This is a genomic window from Acinetobacter sp. AOR12_HL, from assembly GCF_027855275.1.
GTDB lineage: Bacteria > Pseudomonadota > Gammaproteobacteria > Pseudomonadales > Moraxellaceae > Acinetobacter > Acinetobacter baumannii.
Window position 1 is genome coordinate 44700 of record NZ_JAKTIJ010000036.1, and the last position, 16624, is coordinate 61323.

Below are 16624 nucleotides of genomic sequence, written 5' to 3' on the forward strand. Positions count from 1 at the left end.
AATCCTCCTTATTTACCAAAATTGCGGTTATAGCCTTTCAAGCTGTTTGCTACAGCTTTACCGTTTTTCTTCAGCCATCGATCAGCACCTTTGGTGTCTACAAATCCAAGATTAAAGTGATACGAATCACCACCAGATGCAGAAGCAGGATCAGCAAACCCAGCATTGGCCATAGATTTACCTAAGGCACGAATGGTATTGGCATGCTGTTTCGGCAATACCATTTCTTCTTCGTGCAATTGCGTCATAGGGTTTACACCAGATGGAATGTCGTAACCGCCTCGAGCAGATTTGATCTTGCCCGCAAGACCAGCAACCAAACCAAAAGCAGCCGCACCAGCACCAACGGCTAAAATTGGACCGACATACGGAATTGCGACCATCGCTTTAAAAGCTCCGGCCATTGCTTCCCAAGCGGACATCATGATGCCTTTGATAGCTTCAGCTGCTTTTAATCCCAATCGAGCTAAACCACCCGCAGCTGTAACACTGGTACGTGTTGCCTCACCTGCGATCGTTGCTCCCGTTTGAGCCGCTTGGCCGGAAGCCTCGGCCGCTGTTTCAGCACCAACGAAACCAAGTTTACGAGCCAACTTAATGGCTTGGATTCTTAGCCATCCTTGCAACTCTTTAGTAGCTGTTTGCAAGGCAAATTGCCCCATGTCAGCCAGAACTGCTTTAGTTGCATTACTCCAAGTCAAGGTACCATTCATAAGAGACTGAATGCCCTGATCCCAAAGGTTAGAAAGTCGAGAAGTAAACCCACCGAACTTAGCTTCAAAGTCTTTCATTTCCGCATCACTGATTAAGCCCATAGACTTAGTGTCAGCAACTTTCTGATCAGTCTCTAAATCAGAAATATTATTAGTGATTTGGTTTTGATTACCTTGTTTGCCAATAATGTTGGTCTGCTCATTTTCCAAAGCCAAACGCTCTAAAAGACCTTGCCGCTTAATTTCGCGTAACTGATCTTCTAGCTGTTTTTCCAATTGAACTTTACGGACATTTGAAATTTTCTTGGCATCAAATTCAGCTTGGATCCGTGCAGCTTCGATTTCATAAAGTCGTTGTGCTTGCTGTTGATAATTGTCGATCTGTTCTTCACGAGCTTTTTTGTATTCCTCAAACTCTTTTAAACGGATAGCAATAATCTTGTCGGATGCATCTTTTTCAGCTTTGACTTTTGCAGCAGCTTTTTCATCGGCAGTCATCTTAGATTTTTCAATTTCATCTAGTGCCTTTTGCAGATCTAAAGCGACCTTCTTTTCTTCGGATGCATATTTATACCGAATATCCGCAAGTGCTTTAGCTGCCTGCTCTGCTTGTCGTACAGCATCGGACTTACCCTGCTTTGCCTTCTCTGATTTACCACCATCAGGATTGAGTGCCTTATTTTGTCCGATACCAGAAGTAACCCCTTTACTGCCACCTCTAGCACCTAATTGTGCATTCTGTATGTCAATCTTTGCCTGAGTTAAACGATCAAAAGAAGGTGTTCCACTAAAGATATTAGAAGCTGAATTAATTGCGGCTTTGGTGGTACCAGCAATATCAACCACAGTATCTTTGGTTTCAGTCCAGATTGCCTTAACGCCACCAGCCAGAGCCTTACCTTTAGCCAAGATCCCATCCGCATTTACAAAGTTTACGGCAGTACTTCCAATAGTCCTTAGGTTACTCATAACACCAGACATTAATCGCACAAGATTTTGTAATCCAGCTCCAAGCCCAACAATAACGACTGCCACGCCCTTGGCAACCGAGCCTAATGTCTGAATAACTCCGGTAAATGCTCCACCTTTTGTGGTGCCATTCATAAAATGACTAATAACACCGCTTAAAGCTGGCATCACTGCTTGAGCCAATTGATTTTTTAAGCCGGTGTACTGCATTTGAAGTACTTCAGTTTGAGCCTTTAATTCAATAGATTTTTGAATTGCCTCTTCACCAGTAATAATCCCTGCTTCTTCCATAGCAGACTGATATTCTTTCCAAAGCTTACCGCCATCTTGCAATATTGGAATTAAACCAGTGAGATCAGAGCCCATACTTTCAAGGTAGAACGACATTTGTTGCTGGTTGACTCCAGCTTCTTCCAGCTTATCTACATAGGTTTGTAAGGCTTCTACCCCATCCATCTTGGACATTTCTTCGGCGAGCTTTTTTGCCCCCTCAGCACCAGACTCCGTTTTAACGGCGATTTGCTCAAAAAAATCTTTAGCACCACCAGAACCTACTGATGCAAACTCACCGATCTTTTCGTTGAAGTCTTTCATCATGTCTGAGAGTTTTTCTTGTGAAAAACCTAATGTTTGTGCCGCGCCAGATAATCCCTGAAATGACTGTATCGAGGTATTTGCTAAGGCTGAGAATCTCGCAAGTTCAACATTGTTATTAGCCACTTCAATTGCTAATGTTGCTAAGCCTGCAGTAGCTGCTATGGTCCCACCCACTGCCAGTCCTGCAACTGCTCCAGCCGCAACTAATGCACCACCACGCAGAGCTCCTAATTTGGAAGTAATACCATCAAAAGCAGAACCTAATCGTGACCCACTTAAAGCATCCCCAATCTGTTTATTAAACTCGTCTGCAATTGATTTTGAAACTTCATCAAATTGGCGTTTAATGCCCGAAAGATTAAACTTAAAGTTCACACCTTTAGTAGTATTTTCAATTTTCTTGGCGGAATCTGAAACTATTTTTTCTGCATCTTGCATACCTTCCTTTAACTCGGAAGTTTTAGCACCAACATGCACTTCGACACGGTTATTATTTGCCATACACACCTCATAGGCATAAAAAAACCTTGCCGATGCAAGGTAAATTTGAAAAATAAAAAACCCCGTGTGAACGGGGTTATTTTCTAAAGAAAATTTATTGAATTACAACTAAGTCAGTTATTCCACAACCTGACGATGCAGCTTGAGAATGTATAAATCCCATATTAAATTGTTTGACTGTTTTAGTTTCACCAGCTTTAACAATCTCATAAATTACTCGGCTATTGCTGTCGATCTTTGTTTTACTATTAGAATAGTGCTCACACTCTACAGTGATATCTTTAATGTCATATTTACTATTATTTTTGATTTTAAAATCAACCAACATGACACTATCAAAACCACCTTTTGACCAATCATAATCAAGTACAGTATTTTTTAATGCATCTTCTTTAGGTGACAATTCCCTAGTGCTACTTGATGAAGAAGATCCCTCTCCACCACCAGCAATAATGCCAATAATAAATAGAATAACAAATCCTAGAAAGATCCATTTTAATAAGGAGCGTTTTTTAACTTTTGCTCCACAACTTGGACAATTTTTAGCTTGAGTACTAACTTGTGCCCCACACTCTTTACAATTTGTTAAAGCCATTGATTTATCCTTATAAAGTTTAATCAACAAACTTTAACCAACGCTTACAAATAATGCAAACAGGGCAGCCTCAACCACCCTGTGGAAAATTCGACAAAACTTCCAGCATATCATCCTCGTCATCATCTGAAACGGTGATAGCTTGCGGAGTTTCATCAATTCCCATAAATGCTTCCAAAATACAGCAAAGCCGTTGTATCCCAATATGCGCGGGAGGGTTACTTTGCTGATACGCACTTAATGCTCTTAATCTAGGCAGGTCCATTTCATTACGCACATAGTCGTAATCTTTACCCATCGTTAACACTAAATGCGTGTACAGCTCCTCCCAGTTTATTCCCCCGAGCTTTCACCTGCGGGTTTACCTGTATATTCCAAGCCAGATGTTTTAGTTACTAGGGCTAAAACTTCTTCCATGTTTGCCATGTCTAAAAGCTCATCCGAAACATATTCACGGGTAATATCCGGGTAATTCCGTTTTAAACAAATATGAGCCATATCCACAATGACGGAAACAGGCACATCATTTGAGCTTAACTGTTCTTGGAAACGCTCAAGTGTACCCAATGGTGCCGGAGCAAAAATCCATGTCTGACCAGCAATCTCTTTACTATTACCACGTGGGTTATCAACTTGCTTAAATTGCATTTGGCATTACTCCGATAAATCGATTTTGAAAACACGGTTAAGATCATCAGCCATAGGCTGGAATTCAAACTCAGGAATATCGTAATCGTCCTGTTTTGAACTGAATCCAAGTTTGTTACTGGTACAACGGAAGAAATTCATGTGCATGAACTTGCCTTTGTAGTCACGTTGCAGGTCAACGGCAAACTCTGGCGTATAACCCATATCTAGGTTAGATACAGTGATTGATTTAGCACCCGCTACCATTGCTGAATAACGGAAGTTAATAAATACCGTTTTCCCTGCATCTGCAGCAGCAAATGTATAAGCACCGGTTGCCGCATCTACACTGTATTGTCCTGTTGCTGGTGCCGAAGCTACACGTTTAAGTGGGATTGCTTTCGCATCCGTTACGCCTAGATCCTTTACAAACGTACCACTGTTAGGAACAACCGGAGTAACTGAACCACCAGCCGGAATAACCTCACCATTAATGGTTTGGGAAACGGTTTCGATTCCACCTTCTGCAACAACGCCACCAAAGAAAATGGAATTTAATAAGGTGCCGTTAATCCGCCCGAAAGAAGCTTTACATTTAATGGTACCTTTACCGCGTGCTGCATCTACAGCGAATTGACCACGACCAAAAAGCTCTTTTAAGTCATAGCTAATATCTACACCAACGGATTGCATCACCCCTACTTCAACTGGTGTGGGATTACTAATCGGTTGCCCATAAACATCTTGAATCGGTGTAGCAAAGATCTTGCCGGCACCAAATAAATACTGAGCCATTTATTTTGACCTCTCTAAAATGACAAAACCGCCATCGAGGCGGTCATAAAATGAATGTTTTGTTAATTGGTTGTAAGGATCCGAATAGGGATAATGGCAATCGCCTGATCATCCAGCATGTTTTCTACTGCTTCATATACTTCTACGGTGCCCTCGATCCAGCAGTGCTCAACCAAACCTCCTAAGGTCTGACACTCATTAAAATCTGGATGATCTGGCTGAATAGCTTCACGTACACGATCGATGAAAATATTCATCTGTGATGATGGGGGCTTTGCTCTATCAGCCTCATGGATATAGAGATAAACCTCAGCAGCAAGTTCAACTTTTGAATCTAAACCATGTACCGGGACTTCTTGCTGATTGCCTTGTGTAATAAACATGGCTGGGCGCTGTTCTGGTGTTACATGGTTAAAGTGACGTAAACGGCGACTTACCGTAATCAATCCTTCTACCCTTGTGCTTAACCTTTCAAACAACGCCTGATAGATTGCTTCGCTATCCACCTGCTATACCTCGCTCAATTGCTGCATCAATATTTTTCGGCACAATCTTGGCCACGATATCCAGTGAATCACGCATGAACCGCAATTCTCTAAACCGAACATTCCTAGAATGGGCCTTAATATTGACCTGAACAGGTGAAATAGGTCGGCCAAAAGCCTGTTTAATCGTCCTAAGGTGTGCTTTAACACCCAAAGCTCCATTTAGACCAAATTCATGTGCAGGTGCATAAGGCACCAAAGCACCACCAGCGCCTACGGTTCCCTCTATGAAATCCTTATCCTCATCCACCTTTGATGAAACGGATCCACGCAAACGGCCAGACTGAACTTTGAGTCGTTGGCCACTTAACATGTCTTCCTGAACAATCCGCTGTAAGCGCAAAGTAAGAGCGTTAACCGTGCGTCTTATTTCAAACCTAACGCGATTATTCATCTCATCAAAATTGACCTGAGCATCAACACGATAATCGCTCATAACTTAATTACTCTTTAGCAGATGCTGCAGATTTCTTTGGCTCAACCACTTCAACATAACGCTCAAAACATAAGGGCTTTAAAATATGGATAATGTCATTATCCGATTCTAAAACGCCGTTTTTGATATCTAGGTTTTGCCCGGCAATAACGAGTTTTGTTGGCTTATAACCTTCTGGTGCCTGATATTTAAAAGGCATGGGATTCTCCTATACAACAAAGGCACCAACGCCTAAACAATTAGGGTTTGTGCCTTCATCATCGATTGGAATGGAATTTTTTAACGCAAGATAGCGCTGGCCATACATGCTGAGATCATAGAAAGCTTCTTTCGATGATCGTGAATAACTCACACTTTGGCCCGCAATTGTCATACTTGAGGCAGTACCAAAAGCAGCACCATTGCCGCTTGAGATACCTACTTTAAGGATATGTGCTGCATATAGACCTACAGCACGTTCCTTTAATGCCCCGAACTCAATTTGAGAAACAATCAGATCCGCTTCTTCTAAAGCATCCTGAATTTTTGCATCTGGCAAAGACATTAAACTCGAATCAGTCGAGAACTTTTCACGAAACGTTTGTACGTCCATAGACTCACCTTATTCTTTAGCCTGAGCTAACTTAGCTTGTAACTGCTCAAGTGTTTCATCATCACTGAACGTTACTTCAAGCGCTGTTAATTCAGCCTTCACGGCGGCCAAAGCGTCTTCATCAGTTGGCTTTTGCTGCTCACCTGCTGCATCGTTTTGCTTGCCGCCTTTACCGCCACGACCACCAGTTTTACCCGCTGTTTTTGGCTCATCTTCCGCAATTTCCTGAACTTCAAGTTCACCTTTTTCAACGAGTGATTTAAAGGCTTTACCTTTTGAAATACGTGTGAGATCCGCAGCACTAACTTGCACAGTTTGTCCCTGACCGACCTGAATTCCATCAAAAGAAAAAGCGGCCTGAGAGCCGCTGTAAGTAATTTTTGGCATGTTTAGTTATCCTTATTCAACATCGTAGTAGCGGAGAGAATCGACACGTTTTAAATAGACACCTTCATACATATAGTGTCCCGGTGTACGCATCACATAATTGATAGGCTGAGCAGCCAAGAATTCCAGTTCATTACAACGGAAAGTAATACAGCTCGGATCACGGCGATAAATAATACTGCGGTCAGTACCACCTTCACCTTTACCTTCAAGCATACTTTCAGAAGTGAATGTCAGTGTTTTACCTTGCATTGCAAAGGTGTTCTTTTCCTTAATGTATTCAAGGAACGTTTTACCCGCTGAATCTGGAACGATACGGCTCGCTAGAATAGTGAACTTATTCTCAGGCATCACGAAAGTATCAGGTTGAATACTGCCATCGAACTTAGAGGCATTAGAAGCACCTTTAATTGCCTTATTGATATCGGCAAGAATGACCTCTACTGTGGCAGTCGCATAATCTACCGTAGAAGTAATCACCTCAACACCTGTTTGATTATAGAAGCCTAGCAAACCAGTTTCAGGCTCGCCAAACCAAGCGACATCACTCATATGGTTTTCATAGGCCAATCGAGCTGCTGCAACTTTGTCAGTCGTTAACTGAATACCTGCTTTTAAGGCAGCTGCAGCATCAAAAATACTGATTTCATAACCAATAACACCAGGCTGTACAGTGAGTTTTACTTCATCGTAAACAACCTCTGCTAATGGCACGTCATTACCTTGACCTGAGAAGCGCTTACCACGTCCTACACCTCTCTTACGTTGCAAGACACTTGCTGAACCAATGACAGCACCTTCCAAACCTTCAATTGGTAAATACTTGGCATATGCTTGAGCTTCAGCAAGTTGCGGTGTCATTTCATCAATTGATTCAAGCTTTAATAATAACTTGGCAAAGTTATCTAAATTAAAGGCATCTCCTACAGCGATTTGCACCCCATGTGCAACTGCTGATAGACGGATTTTCATTTGTTCTAATTTTTTTGACATTGATTATGCTCCACGTAAACGAAGAATAGCTAATCCATCAGGACCAGTGATGGTTTCCCAAGAGGCATTAGGAAGTTCCGTAGAATCTAATGCTGCAGAAGAAAGTGAACCAAGTGGCGCTTGGGCAGTAGGGTTCGCAGTACGTACATATACCTTCGCATTGATATCGATCACTGGTGCTGAAGGCTTCACCCAGATAGAACCGATTTGCATTACAGGTGCACAGTCCTTAGCTTGATAGGCTTCTTTACCTAAGGCATTTTTTCCAGATTTACCCACGTGCTGAAAAACCACTACACCAAACTTTGTATTGGTTGCCTCAGTTACTGCGCTTACGGTTTTTCCGTCAGCAGATTGGACCACCACTTCGCCGTCACTAACTACGCCTGTACCAGCAACTGGCAAAGATAAAATTTCTTCGGGCATGTGCAGGCGAGCACGCATACCCGGAATAGCTTGAGGGGTTAAAGACATTTGCAGTTCTCCAGTTAATTAGAAACTTTGTTTCCAAGCTTCTTTTTTGTTGTTAGGTTTGGGTTCCCCATCTACTGGTTTACCGTCACCAGTTTTAACTTGCTGTTGCTGGTGAAGAGCATCACCTACAGGATTAGAAGGATGTGTGCCCTTCACAGCACAGAGTGCACGGAAAGTTGTATCGATCTGCTCAGGCTTTGCATCGCCTACCGACACGTTACCCATCAAAGCTGTTACTAATGCATCACCCGCTTTAGCAGCAATTACATCACGCTTGATTTGCTCGCATGTGCAGCCTTCTGTTTTAACTGTTGGTACCAATGCTTTAGCATCCGCAATCACAGCAGCACGTTCTGCAGCAGCTTGCTCAAGCTTTTCAGGCGTCATCTGGTTCTTTTCCAAATCACCTACTTTTTGCTCAAGAGCAGTTTTTTCGGCATGCAACTGATCTACGACTGCTTGGATAGCTCCAAGCTCATCACCGATAGAAAATTGCTTATCACCAACTTTGAGCTTTGCCGCCTTTAAATTTTCAAGCTGCTCTTGCTGGATTTTTAATGCATCCGCTAAAGGCGTGTTGTCGCCAATGTTATAGCGCACACCATTTACAATAACTTCCATTGATATATTCCCCTTATGTGGAGTTTGTTGTTTGTCACCGATGCGGCAATCACCACCACAACGGCCATATTTAACGAGCGCTACGTGATTGCCTATAAAATTGATAAATTTCGCTTGATACGGCGTACCATCTGGCGCCGTACCCTGCTCAACGATTAATAAGGCTCCATAGCCAAGCGACATTTCTAGCCGCTCGTTGCTTTGGATCAAATCAATACTGATCTTGTCTTTAATGAGCAAATCACCCACCAGATAATCGCCTTCCTGCCGGACGTTCTCACAATAGCCAATGTGATAATCCTTCCAGTTAGAAGCGTTAATTTCATTCTTAGGCGGGTGATAGTCAGTAGCGTCTACACCATTGAAGCTTTGAATAGCCTCAGGTTTGAAAAGCTCTTCTGCAGGCGTGTAGACATTGATGACTTGATCAGGGGTATAACCTTCCAGAGATGGAAACTCATACGCATAGTACTGTCGTACTTGTGGCGCTTTAGCTAAGCGAACATTGACGCACTTCAAATACCCTTCTTTGGTAAATGAGCGAGTCGATTCACTAGGCGCAAAGTCACCAATTTTGAGTTGGTAAATGGTTTTCATAAATTGCGCTCAATAAAAAAACCACCCGAAGGTGGCTTAACTTAAGTTTATAAATTGACTAGAAGAGGCTTTAAAAATTATTTTTGAATTAACTGCAATAGCGTTGAATAAGGAATTCTACCAACATGTTTGGGATCACCGTATTTGGTATAACCAAAACAATATACGGGTTTATTTGAATTTTTTAATTTAACCATCAATTGATCAAAATAGGGTCGCAATGCGGCACGCACTTTTGATCTTGCTCCCCAACATGCAATTAGAACATCTGCGTCACGGATAATATCCTCAAGATGCTTTTCATTTTCAATATTTGTCACTTCTCCACAAGTCGCTAAGTCCTTAACATAAGGAGATATATAGCTAAACATATTCCCAACTATTAATTTGCGAGCTTCTAACTTATTGGCAAAGACAATCCATTTTTTTACAGTAGAATCATTATTCACGCTGTCAGCCGTTGAAGGATTTACTCCAAAAACTGCCACAACAACTTTATTCCCTTCTAATTGCCTTTCAAGTCTAAATCTATGCTTTTGACAATCACTAAATATTGCTGACATTTACTAGGCTCATATATATTAATAAGTATTTAAATATCAGAATGTTAAAATCTAATCAATCAAAATATCCTCATAGTTAGGCAGCGCTGTACAACGACATCGGATAGGCTGACCGGGATGTCCACCATCTGGAGGTGAATCCCATCTAAATGTCTTGCCCTGTTTATGTTGGTGATCTGGCCGCACACGCTCATCTTTGGCCGTTTGCCATGTGTATGTCTCTACACCCATTGAAAGCTGTCGGGCTTGGTTGATTTGGCCGTTAATCTTGCCCATCTGATCACTAGCAATGAGACGTGCACGGTAATCGGTAGATAATCCTAATTGCTTAATTGCTTTGGCCAACTCTTCATTGGTTTGGCCGGTCTGCAAAGCATTGGTGATTAGCACTTCAAGCTTATCGGCGTATTGCTGTGGAATAGACTTAATCAAACTGACATTTGCCGTGATGTTTAGATCTATCTCATCCTGAATATCAGCAGCTCGATAGAAAGGCGTAAGATCCACACCAATAATCGTTTTAGTGTGCTCTGCAATTTGCTTGTCCACTTCCTTCTGGGTGTCAGTCACAACTTTAGTGGCCAACGGTCGAGAAATCTCAACAACATACTTTGTGAGCCTTTCCCTAAAGGCCGTCATCATGTTAGAAAACCAAGCATCACCGATATTCTGGCCGACTGTAGGAATAACCAATTCTTTTGTTTGTTCCTGACAGTATTTTGAAATAGCCAGTAGTTGTCGTGTGTAATATAGCTCTACACGGCGATTTACGTGCACGGCTCTCGGCTTGGAAGCTTTACGACCTTTTTTACGTTTCTTCGCCTGCTGGAGGTGGGGTTTCAGGATCTGAATTATCGTTGTCATTAAGCTTCACCATTGTCTCAAGCTCTTTGATATGTTTTTCATCAATCACTGAATAAACACCATCAATAACAAGCTGTTTTGCTATCTGTGGCTCTGTGATGATGCCCATTTCTAAATACTTGGAATCCCGTTCAGCGTTAGCTTTCTCAACTTCAGAGCGGACCTTAGCGTCTAATTGCCATAGAGGATTGAACACAACATCTAAGCTTGGAATCTGACGACCAAATGTGGCTTGAACAATTACTCTTAAAAGCTTCATCATGAATGGCTTTAAGGACCATATTTGCTTAGTTGCAATACTGTCGTAATAGTTCCGTGTGTCATGCTCGCCTGTTGCATTCATCCCTGCAGGTGATTGACCGAATAAAATCGTATAAGGCATATCAGCAGCCCCAGCTGCTTGAATAGAGAATTCACGCATTAGATCCGGCAAACCACCAAAGCTATAAGACTTTGAATCGTATTCCTCGTCTTTATCCAAGACGAGCATTCCGTTTAAACCCTTTAGCAATCCGACACTGAAAAAACGTTCAACTACGGATTTCATGTCCTCCTTGATCTTATCGACCAAGTCGGGGGTTCTAATCACGTCAATTTTTGATTCATGCACTAGACTTGCTGAGGCTTTCTTAACGGCGGCATGATCAAGCAGATCTTCATAAACTTCCTGTAAGACACTTACCGGCTCTTCATTAACTACATCGGCATGGCCAAACTTATATAAGCGGGTATGGTGGATTCTTTGAGTTGATTTCCCGTCCAGCTTTAACTTATAAAATTCAGGCTGCTTTAAAAGTCCACCTGCCTCCTTAGGCGATAAGTATTTACTGGTATCAGCTTCAATGTACTTTTTCTTAAGCACAGTGAAAAACTCTAAACGACCAACGCCTAACTTGTTTAAATCGAACGGTTGATCTAAGTTGCCGCCGTCTACAGTACCTAGAAGCACATAGCAAACACCATATAAGCGAGAAAGTACCAAACTAGATAAGAGAACCCCATCTAAGTTAAAAGCCTTACACGCCTCTTTAAGCCTCAATAAATCGTTGTCTTGAATCCCTTCAAAAAACCATCCTGCTCGGAGCATGTCACTTGCTGGTCGGTTGACGATTCGCTTAGCTAACCAGTGTTGATACACGGCTTCTAATTGCTCATCAGGAATTACTTTCTTAACAAAAGAACCGTGTGAAGCTTTGTCACGTTCGGTACCAATATTTGAGACAAAGTTTGTATACGCCCCTGCATCGCCAATTGCATCGGGCTTTTTAGTTTCAGCCATAATTTCCTCTAATCAAATACAGTTGGCTTTTTGGCTAATGAATCATTAATTGCATCAATCGTTGGATCCCACTGGTCGTCATGATCATGTGACCAATCAGCAGTAAGGCCTTCAATCTCTTCAATGTAGTTCAAAAGCCACGGTGCATTAGCTGGCAACCAGACACGGCGTTCTTCAACATAAAGAATGACATCCATAGTCCTTGATAGCTTGTCAGTACTTCGCTGAATCGCACGTATTGGTAAAGTGGTCTGCTTAGATATGGACTGAATTAATCCGGTACCACTCGCCTTATCTTCTACGGCCATATAGCGAAGTTTGCCGATTTTGGTGTTGCTATCCTTATGTTTATTGATAAAGGCTTTAGCCTCCTTCAATAGCTCTGGTGCTTCCCATTTGCCACGCTTCACGTCAATGATGTAAAGGTTATTGTCATAGCCAAGACCAGCACATAAGAACACTGAGAAGTCGTTATGTTCTTTTGTCTTTTGCGCCGTATCTGCCCAAATCGCACGCCATTTAAGAACAGGTAAATCTAGGTAACGTGGGAACCATTCAGCCTTAACAAGATCACCACCCAGCTTTTTAGGGTTTTGCATGTATTGGCTTGCAAACGTATAGCGTGACACTGTGGCGCCGTCTTTATCTTCCCCGCCTTTCTCCAGCTGCAGCAATGAAAGTAAAGATTCTTTTAATGGCCAGTAGCTTTGTCGGCCTTTCTCATCACGCTCAACATCACGTGGAATTTTGCGCTGTATGTGCTCTGGTAGCTCAATGATGTACTCATCATCAATAAGTGCGGGAATACTGATCTGTTCCCACTCACCAGGTACATTACCCGTCATCACAAAGTTAGTCGGATCTTCAACGTGCAAACGTTGCATGATCAGAATAATTGGCGTGTCAGATTTAGCTTTACGAGAGTTGACCGTGTTTAGAATTTTACGGTTAGCTTTACGTCTAGCGGTCTGGCTAAATGCATCCTCAGGCTTTAATGGGTCATCAAGAATAATGGCACCGGTAAAGCCCTCATTAGCTAATGTACCAGCACGGCGACCTGTGACCTGACCACCCATCGATGCAGAATAAACATGACCAGCATCATAACCATCAACGGTAGTTTTCCAGCTCGACTTAGCATCCGTACTGGTAGAAATCTTTACTGGCCATAAACTCTGAAAGTCTTCCGACTTAACAATGTTTCTGGCTGTTGCCGATACATCCTCTACAAGTGATTGCGAGAAAGACAAATACAAGAAGCGGGAACGAGCATTACGTGCTATGCCTCGGGCAATAAGATTTGTGAGTAGTTCAGTCTTACCGCTTCCGGGTGGAACGTTAATAACTAGGTTCTTAACCTTTCCAGCGATTACCTCGTCAATCTTGTCGGCAATATATTCATGATGCCAATTGACCGAAAACTTAAAGCCCATACGTGGCAAGAAAAAAGCACGCGTGAAAAATAAATGTTCTTTCTCACATTTAATCCGTTTAGCTTTGGTTTTAACAGGATCAATATTCGTTCTCGAGTTCATCTATCGCCTGCCTTACCTGCTCATCGGTAGCAGTCACATAGGTAATATTTTCGCTTTGTAATGGACCACCACCAGCGCCTGTAATTTCAGTCTTATTCGTGTACTTGCCGCCCATGTCCTCAGCAGCCTGCTTAAGAATGCTTAGAGCTGCTACACGGTTTCTACTGTGCTTTTGATATTGGCTTTCGTAACGCTGTAAACGCACCGCTAAATTTGCAATGGGGATTGCTTCCGGCTTACCCAAAAACATTTCGCGAGTCTTTTCAAAATCTTTTCTTAATTCTTCGCTCAGGTTCTCGCCTGCCCGTTTGGTCGGGTCGTATTTCTCACACTGCTGTTTAGTAACTTTTATCCCGTATTCTTGGTTGACGAGCTCAGCAGTTTCTGTGGGTGTATTAAATACGGCAAGTGAGCGAACTATAAAGAGTTTTACCTCTTTTTTTAGAGCCGCCATATCCTCAATCCTGTCAACCTACGTCAACCTAAATAGCCAAAAAAAGAGCCCCAAGGCTCAAGTAATTACGCAGTTTCCACAGCATTTAGAAATATCTAAATCAGAAACAAACGGCGGGTTTTTAGCGACTTCAATAAGCCGCTTAACGTTTTCATTTGCACCCCAGCGTTTAACAACACCGATAAACTCTTCCACATCGTGACCAGCTAAATAATGCTTTGGTAAGCCAGTATGATCACTGTAAATAATCTCACCGTCCGAGTCTCGTTCTACACCAATGTGATAAAGCTCATGTTCAAGCAAAGCACAGAACTCGCTATCGTTTGCCTTTTCACAAAAGCTTGCATCGATGGTGATTAAGTAAACTGGAACGAATCCGAACCAGTCTCGCATTTGCTGCTCTTGTCGGGCTTTCTTCCAGCCGCCTTGTTGAAACATAACCTTTTCACATTGGCCGAGCACCATACGCTTAGCTCTGGTATAAGCAGAAGAAGCCCATGCGAAAGCCAAGAAACCCTCATTGTCATGAAGCATCTCAGCGATATGGTCGTGATCTGGATTATGCAAAGGACCACCAATAGTTAAAAAATTTGCAATTACCCAATTCATTAAATCAGGGGCTGGCGCTAATCGAATTGCTTCTTCTTCATCCGCTTTATCAATTAATTCCTGTGGTGGAAATGGTCTGATCTGCTCCATCTTCAATTCTCGCTAATTCGTCTTTAATCCAGTTAATGACATATCCCGACAAAATAGAATCTGGATGAAAGCGCTCTATTTTATAACCCATCTCTTCAGCTTGATCATATCGATCAAGACTCCATGCTTTATTTGACAGCTTTCCACCACGCCCACCAGACCAGGGCCCACCCTCAATTTCAATGAGCAAACGCAATTTCACTATATGAAAATCAAAGCGCCAGTGTTTGGTATGGATCGGCTGAAACTTACTTTCAAATCCAATCGCCAAATCCTCAAGCTCTTCCTTAAGTGTTGCCTCAGCCTCGAGATATTTTTGCTTCGCCTTAGGCAGTGGTCTGGATTTGGGTTTGGTTTTAGGTTCTTTTTTTCTTGTAAGCCAAAAGTATTCTGTAGAATCCATTATTCTCACCCATAAAAAAACCGCCCTAAGGCGGTGGCTAAACTCACAGGCAATATAGTATTACTTCTTAAAAGTTGCCTTATAAAGCTTTGAATTAAAGTAATCCGTAATTTCTTTACCTTCGTTTTGAATTTTTTCCTCATTTAAGGGTAAAAAATCTAATTCAGATTTGAAGCTCATATACTCTGGAATAAATTTCTTTATAGGCGGAGGTGGTTTAGGTCCACCTTCTGTAATTTTTTCGATAAATCCAGCTAACCATAAAATATACTCACCTTCTGAATTATGAGGAGGAATCAAACTCACATCTATTTTTACTTTACATTCATCTAATTGTTTACTAAACAATTCAACAAAATCAATAAAATTATATTTTAATTTAAATTTTGTTCCCTTAATTTCTCTGCGTATACATGTCATAAGTAAGTTCATATTTTCAATACAGTCATGTGAAAACAATTCCTCATCTTTAATTTTGTTATAAATATTTTCCGCAAACATGAGATACTGTGTCATTTCAGCAGCTCCTCATTTTTATAAAGTATTTTTCTTAAGGTAGTCCTATTATAACAATGTTGCAACAAGAAATTTTCCATTTTTAGTTTAAGGAAATTTTAAAAATTATAAAAACGATTATATTCAATAAATTAGTACAAATAAAAGCTATGGAAGTTTGATCTTTCTATTGAGCTTTAAAATGGATTATTGTGTTTAAATCATCAATTTAAAAAGCTTGCCTAGTAGGCAAGCTCCCCCTTTTTTTGATATTTGCGCTGATCAATAAGGTTTAGTGTTACTTAAAGCAACACACTGATAATACTGAAATATTTAAAAATAAAAAAGCCCACTTCCTATTTTTATTCAGAAATGGGCTTAGCGAAAAAAAACGCTTAGACCTGAAATAGGAAATATCTATTCGGAAATATCTCCAACTTCATATTGGCATAATATTTAAGCACTAGCAATAGGGATTGAATTAAAAATATTAAATATTCATATTTAAATAGATAAAGATTTCTTTTTAAATAGTTTTATTTTTAGCCTACATAATTTTTTTACTTATCAAGAGTTATAAAGAATATGTGCCCATCAATAGGTAATACTTAATAAGGTCTTATGTGTAGTAACCATTAGGCTCTAGAGACTAAGAACTCAAACTGACTAAAAATAAAATAATTAATTTTCAATATCAATGATCATATACTGCAAAGTTAAGTATATTCCAACTTCTCCATTGTTGAGTGCCTCATATAAGTCTTCATCAACGAAATCTCCAGATTCATCATATAGCCATTTATGAATTTGAATAATTTGTATATTCCCTTTTTTGTCTATTCTTGCTATTGGGTCTATTACGGACCGAACTATCACCTTCTTCTTCGTCT

At 41.2% G+C, this 16624-nt stretch carries 22 protein-coding genes; all 22 read right to left on the bottom strand.

Annotation, left to right across the window (positions count from 1 at the left end; genetic code table 11):
* Positions 1–8: 8 nt before the first annotated feature.
* The gene (locus MKL36_RS16660) at positions 9–2780 is read right to left on the bottom strand and encodes a phage tail protein (RefSeq protein ID WP_118971289.1); all 2772 of its coding nucleotides are present in this window, start codon (positions 2778–2780) and stop codon (positions 9–11) included.
* 94 nt (positions 2781–2874) lie between these two features.
* Entirely contained in the window at positions 2875–3375 is a 501-nt protein-coding gene (locus MKL36_RS16665) for a zinc ribbon domain-containing protein (protein WP_001229359.1), read from the bottom strand.
* A 70-nt stretch (positions 3376–3445) separates the two neighbouring features.
* On the bottom strand, positions 3446–3673 hold the full coding sequence (locus tag MKL36_RS16670; protein WP_270909004.1) for a hypothetical protein: 228 nt from the start codon (positions 3671–3673) through the stop codon (positions 3446–3448).
* A gap of 35 nt (positions 3674–3708) precedes the next feature.
* Positions 3709–4023 carry a hypothetical protein gene (locus MKL36_RS16675; protein WP_001159814.1) on the bottom strand — a complete coding sequence of 105 codons (315 nt, stop codon included), beginning with the start codon at positions 4021–4023 and terminating at the stop codon, positions 3709–3711.
* 6 nt (positions 4024–4029) lie between these two features.
* On the bottom strand, positions 4030–4797 hold the full coding sequence (locus MKL36_RS16680) for a hypothetical protein (RefSeq protein ID WP_000090024.1): 768 nt from the start codon (positions 4795–4797) through the stop codon (positions 4030–4032).
* A gap of 62 nt (positions 4798–4859) precedes the next feature.
* Positions 4860–5303, bottom strand: a complete 444-nt coding sequence (locus MKL36_RS16685; RefSeq protein ID WP_033854435.1) for a hypothetical protein — start codon at positions 5301–5303, stop codon at positions 4860–4862.
* Positions 5296–5778, bottom strand: coding sequence for a hypothetical protein (locus MKL36_RS16690; RefSeq protein WP_005128464.1), 483 nt, complete (start codon positions 5776–5778; stop codon positions 5296–5298). The genes MKL36_RS16685 and MKL36_RS16690 overlap by 8 nt, the downstream gene beginning before the upstream one ends.
* A gap of 7 nt (positions 5779–5785) precedes the next feature.
* Positions 5786–5977 carry a hypothetical protein gene (locus MKL36_RS16695; RefSeq protein WP_033854436.1) on the bottom strand — a complete coding sequence of 64 codons (192 nt, stop codon included), beginning with the start codon at positions 5975–5977 and terminating at the stop codon, positions 5786–5788.
* 9 nt (positions 5978–5986) lie between these two features.
* Positions 5987–6370: a DUF4054 domain-containing protein gene (locus MKL36_RS16700; protein ID WP_033854437.1), complete on the bottom strand. Its 384-nt coding sequence runs from the start codon at positions 6368–6370 to the stop codon at positions 5987–5989.
* A gap of 9 nt (positions 6371–6379) precedes the next feature.
* Complete coding sequence (locus MKL36_RS16705) at positions 6380–6757, bottom strand: hypothetical protein (protein WP_004888039.1); 378 nt, start codon at positions 6755–6757, stop codon at positions 6380–6382.
* A 12-nt stretch (positions 6758–6769) separates the two neighbouring features.
* A complete protein-coding gene (locus MKL36_RS16710) occupies positions 6770–7750 on the bottom strand; it encodes a major capsid family protein (protein WP_042076677.1) in 981 nt (326 codons plus the stop codon).
* A 3-nt stretch (positions 7751–7753) separates the two neighbouring features.
* A complete protein-coding gene (locus MKL36_RS16715; RefSeq protein WP_004738639.1) occupies positions 7754–8224 on the bottom strand; it encodes a structural cement protein Gp24 in 471 nt (156 codons plus the stop codon).
* An 18-nt stretch (positions 8225–8242) separates the two neighbouring features.
* Complete coding sequence (locus MKL36_RS16720) at positions 8243–9442, bottom strand: DUF2213 domain-containing protein (protein ID WP_119062755.1); 1200 nt, start codon at positions 9440–9442, stop codon at positions 8243–8245.
* A gap of 77 nt (positions 9443–9519) precedes the next feature.
* Positions 9520–10005, bottom strand: coding sequence for a DUF1643 domain-containing protein (locus tag MKL36_RS16725; protein WP_119062756.1), 486 nt, complete (start codon positions 10003–10005; stop codon positions 9520–9522).
* A 51-nt stretch (positions 10006–10056) separates the two neighbouring features.
* A complete protein-coding gene (locus MKL36_RS16730) occupies positions 10057–10869 on the bottom strand; it encodes a phage head morphogenesis protein (protein WP_270909005.1) in 813 nt (270 codons plus the stop codon).
* Positions 10814–12148, bottom strand: coding sequence for a DUF1073 domain-containing protein (locus MKL36_RS16735; protein ID WP_270909006.1), 1335 nt, complete (start codon positions 12146–12148; stop codon positions 10814–10816). The genes MKL36_RS16730 and MKL36_RS16735 overlap by 56 nt, the downstream gene beginning before the upstream one ends.
* 8 nt (positions 12149–12156) lie before the next feature.
* A complete protein-coding gene (gene terL / locus MKL36_RS16740; RefSeq protein ID WP_270909007.1) occupies positions 12157–13683 on the bottom strand; it encodes a phage terminase large subunit in 1527 nt (508 codons plus the stop codon).
* Complete coding sequence (locus MKL36_RS16745; protein WP_005068136.1) at positions 13661–14137, bottom strand: DUF2280 domain-containing protein; 477 nt, start codon at positions 14135–14137, stop codon at positions 13661–13663. Before MKL36_RS16745 ends, terL begins: the two co-directional genes overlap by 23 nt.
* Positions 14138–14194: 57 nt before the next feature.
* Entirely contained in the window at positions 14195–14836 is a 642-nt protein-coding gene (locus tag MKL36_RS16750; RefSeq protein ID WP_004841829.1) for a putative metallopeptidase, read from the bottom strand.
* On the bottom strand, positions 14796–15239 hold the full coding sequence (locus MKL36_RS16755) for a hypothetical protein (protein ID WP_031983036.1): 444 nt from the start codon (positions 15237–15239) through the stop codon (positions 14796–14798). Before MKL36_RS16755 ends, MKL36_RS16750 begins: the two co-directional genes overlap by 41 nt.
* Before the next feature lie 60 nt (positions 15240–15299).
* Complete coding sequence (locus MKL36_RS16760; RefSeq protein ID WP_000195754.1) at positions 15300–15755, bottom strand: hypothetical protein; 456 nt, start codon at positions 15753–15755, stop codon at positions 15300–15302.
* Between the two features lie 660 nt (positions 15756–16415).
* Positions 16416–16624, bottom strand: a 209-nt coding sequence (locus MKL36_RS16765) for a hypothetical protein (RefSeq protein WP_031969189.1), incomplete at its 5' end; no start/stop codon positions are given.

Coding starts and splice junctions, on each gene's coding strand:
- MKL36_RS16695 (WP_033854436.1), bottom strand. CDS start 5,977: ATGCCTTTTAAATATCAGGCACCAGAAGGTTATAAGCCAACAAAACTC.
- MKL36_RS16760 (WP_000195754.1), bottom strand. CDS start 15,755: ATGACACAGTATCTCATGTTTGCGGAAAATATTTATAACAAAATTAAA.
- MKL36_RS16735 (WP_270909006.1), bottom strand. CDS start 12,148: ATGGCTGAAACTAAAAAGCCCGATGCAATTGGCGATGCAGGGGCGTAT.
- MKL36_RS16680 (WP_000090024.1), bottom strand. CDS start 4,797: ATGGCTCAGTATTTATTTGGTGCCGGCAAGATCTTTGCTACACCGATT.
- MKL36_RS16730 (WP_270909005.1), bottom strand. CDS start 10,869: ATGACAACGATAATTCAGATCCTGAAACCCCACCTCCAGCAGGCGAAG.
- MKL36_RS16675 (WP_001159814.1), bottom strand. CDS start 4,023: ATGCAATTTAAGCAAGTTGATAACCCACGTGGTAATAGTAAAGAGATT.
- MKL36_RS16755 (WP_031983036.1), bottom strand. CDS start 15,239: ATGGATTCTACAGAATACTTTTGGCTTACAAGAAAAAAAGAACCTAAA.
- MKL36_RS16750 (WP_004841829.1), bottom strand. CDS start 14,836: ATGGAGCAGATCAGACCATTTCCACCACAGGAATTAATTGATAAAGCG.
- terL (WP_270909007.1), bottom strand. CDS start 13,683: ATGAACTCGAGAACGAATATTGATCCTGTTAAAACCAAAGCTAAACGG.
- MKL36_RS16725 (WP_119062756.1), bottom strand. CDS start 10,005: ATGTCAGCAATATTTAGTGATTGTCAAAAGCATAGATTTAGACTTGAA.
- MKL36_RS16715 (WP_004738639.1), bottom strand. CDS start 8,224: ATGTCTTTAACCCCTCAAGCTATTCCGGGTATGCGTGCTCGCCTGCAC.
- MKL36_RS16690 (WP_005128464.1), bottom strand. CDS start 5,778: ATGAGCGATTATCGTGTTGATGCTCAGGTCAATTTTGATGAGATGAAT.
- MKL36_RS16710 (WP_042076677.1), bottom strand. CDS start 7,750: ATGTCAAAAAAATTAGAACAAATGAAAATCCGTCTATCAGCAGTTGCA.
- MKL36_RS16665 (WP_001229359.1), bottom strand. CDS start 3,375: ATGGCTTTAACAAATTGTAAAGAGTGTGGGGCACAAGTTAGTACTCAA.
- MKL36_RS16660 (WP_118971289.1), bottom strand. CDS start 2,780: ATGGCAAATAATAACCGTGTCGAAGTGCATGTTGGTGCTAAAACTTCC.
- MKL36_RS16720 (WP_119062755.1), bottom strand. CDS start 9,442: ATGAAAACCATTTACCAACTCAAAATTGGTGACTTTGCGCCTAGTGAA.
- MKL36_RS16705 (WP_004888039.1), bottom strand. CDS start 6,757: ATGCCAAAAATTACTTACAGCGGCTCTCAGGCCGCTTTTTCTTTTGAT.
- MKL36_RS16745 (WP_005068136.1), bottom strand. CDS start 14,137: ATGGCGGCTCTAAAAAAAGAGGTAAAACTCTTTATAGTTCGCTCACTT.
- MKL36_RS16670 (WP_270909004.1), bottom strand. CDS start 3,673: ATGGGTAAAGATTACGACTATGTGCGTAATGAAATGGACCTGCCTAGA.
- MKL36_RS16700 (WP_033854437.1), bottom strand. CDS start 6,370: ATGGACGTACAAACGTTTCGTGAAAAGTTCTCGACTGATTCGAGTTTA.